The following is a 2595-nucleotide window of genomic DNA, read 5'->3' as shown; positions in this document are numbered from 1 at the left end:
TCATTCTGCCTATTCAGGACGGCGATGTCTGAGGGGTTTCACCCCTCAGACATTCGCCAACAGTCTCTTGAAACCGCCGACTCTACACAGATTGAGTTACATGATGGCGGCTGGTCAATTTATCCAATTGATTCACCAACAAACTTAGGAACAATCCCACATCAGTGACAACTCCAATAGACTCGATCGATCCCCGATCGCTCAATTTCGTCACCACCGCCGGATTAATGTCCACACACACCATCTTCACACCAGCCGGCGTCATATTTCCCACACCAATTGAGTGCAGCATAGACGACAGCATTAACACCATATCCGCACCGCGTAACAGCTCAGTATATTCTTCTTGAGCCTTAACTAAATCCATTTGTGTGTCAGGAAGTGGCCCGTCATCACGGATCGAACCGGCAAGAGAAAACGGTATATTGTGCTTCACGCACTCGTACATCACACCGTTAGTAACCAAGCCTGCTTCAACAGCTTTTGCAATACTCCCGTAACGTCGCACACTGTTAATTATTTTCAAGTGATGGCGGTGTCCGCCGCGCACAGCAACACCGCGTTTCATGTCAACCCCTAAAGAGGTTCCCATATTCGATTGTTCCATGTCGTGAACTGCGATCGCATTTCCACCCAACAACGCTTGTACGTAACCTTCGCGAATCAAATGCGCTAAATGTTCGCCACCGCCAGTGTGGATCACAACAGGCCCTGCGGTAACTACAACTTTGCCACCGCGATCGCGAATTTGGCGCAATTCCCACGCTACTTGTTCCACCACCAATTCGACGCGGCGTTCGCTAGAAACGCTGCCCGACATAAAACTGAATTCTTGAGAATTGCGCTGTTCCCGCGATTCTGTTTTGCGGATAGTGCGGATACCCACTACATCAACAACGACTTTTTCTCCTACTTTTAAGTCGCGCAGTAATTTACATTTAGCCACTGGGCCATCAGCAGTTTCAGTAATAGCAACAGCACCATCCATCCGCTGATTTTGCGCTTTCACCCACTGGTTATTTACCCGCACTTCCGTGGGATAAATTGTACTCACATAAAAGTCGTCCGGGCCAACGCCATCTTGCACTACCGGTTCTAAAATAGCGTCGCAAATCTCTTGTGGTGGCGGCACTGCACCCAAGTCAATCAGCATTCCCATCATTTCTTCCATCACATCGTGGGAAGGAGCCGAAACTTTAACGTCGGCAGATGATGTACTTTGCCGCTGCTCTCCCAGATTGAAATTGAGCACTTGGAAACTGCCACCGAGATCGACAATTAAGTCCAAAGCGCGGCTGATTAAACCTGCATCGAGCAAGTGACCTTCCATGCGAATTGTGCGGCTTTCTACCATCACGTTTGCCGATCGATCTTCTTGCACCGGTTCTGTTACCCGCAGCGTCAAACACTTACAGGCGCCGCCCGCTTTCAGAAATTCGCTCATCGGCGTTTCAATTACTTGAAAACCGGCCTGAGTAATGCGCGTTTTCAAGGCTTCGCTAACCTTATTCATTACCACAACTTTGTCAATATTGACGGCATTGCAGGCAAAATTTGCGGCATCGGCTTCTTCAATGGCAATGCGTTTTTCCGGCGCAACTCGCATTTCAATTAAGCGGTTGGAGTAAGAGTCAAATGCTGCTGGATAGTAGAGCAAATAGCCGCCTGTCAGAGGACAAAAACAGGTGTCTAGGTGATAGAAACGTTCGTCAACTAAACGCAGCGAAAGCACTTCTATGTTGAGCCATTTTGCTAGTAATGGGTGCGAGTCGAGTTCGGAACGGAAGCCGTATCCCGCCCACAACCAGCGTCCTTCGCGATCGAGCAAAGCATCGCCAGCGCCCTCAAACGGCAAGTCTTTCGGGAGTTCGTGTACGGTGAAACCTTTGCTTTCAAACCATGCTTTGAAATAGGGTTCTTCGCCTTGGCGTTCTTTGTGATAGAAACGGCTGAGGACGAAGGTATTGCCTAAAAGTAAGCCTGCGTTGGCGGTGAACACCATATCCGGCCAGCCTTTTTCGGGCGGTACCAGGTCTACAACGGCGTTGTCTTTGAGGACGTGGTAAAGTTTTTCCCACTGTTCGACGGCGCGATCGCGCGATGATTTGTGGACATTTCCCTCCATCCACGGATTAATCACGTAATCCACATCGTAGTGGTCGGGAGCGCACATGAGGAAGCGAATTGAGTCAGTCATAATTCAGTTAAAATGTGGTAGACGCTACAGCAGACGTATGTTGACAGAGTTTGTATAATAGCAACTGTAATATTCACTACTAATTTTAGCAGCGCAACGTCTGGGGCCTCAAAAGGCTAACTCTTGATTGTATCATGTTTAAGATGAGAGTACACTAAATGACAGACCGTTCGCAGGAAATACTGGAGAAAATGTCAGGTTATGACGCACTCTAAAATAGGCTCTGAGAGACGATTAATATGAGCTCCGTTGAATTGCTCCAACTCTTACTGTCGGGGCGGGTTTAGGCTCATCTCTGGCTTATATTATAGATGGTTAGTGCAATACTCCGGACAGTTTTTAAAGAGGAATGCGATCGCAATAAAATAGAGAAGTGAAAAAAGTGAGTGCAATCTGAA

General features: G+C 48.0%; 1 protein-coding gene. It reads right to left on the bottom strand.

From position 1 onward, the window contains the following. Positions 1-82: 82 nt before the first annotated feature. Complete coding sequence (gene argZ, locus QUA36_RS31040; protein WP_333460142.1) at positions 83-2197, bottom strand: bifunctional arginine dihydrolase/ornithine cyclodeaminase; 2115 nt, start codon at positions 2195-2197, stop codon at positions 83-85. Positions 2198-2595: the final 398 nt, after the last annotated feature.

Origin of the sequence: Microcoleus sp. Pol10D4 (assembly GCF_036701555.1) — a bacterium.
In the GTDB taxonomy this organism is placed as follows: Bacteria; Cyanobacteriota; Cyanobacteriia; order Cyanobacteriales; family Microcoleaceae; genus Microcoleus.
Note: the sequence above shows the minus strand (reverse complement) of the source record. Positions and strands in the feature narration are given on the sequence as shown.

What these genes read in the sequence shown, in the direction of transcription:
- argZ (WP_333460142.1), bottom strand. Translation starts at nt 2,197, where the DNA reads ATGACTGACTCAATTCGCTTCCTCATGTGCGCTCCCGACCACTACGAT.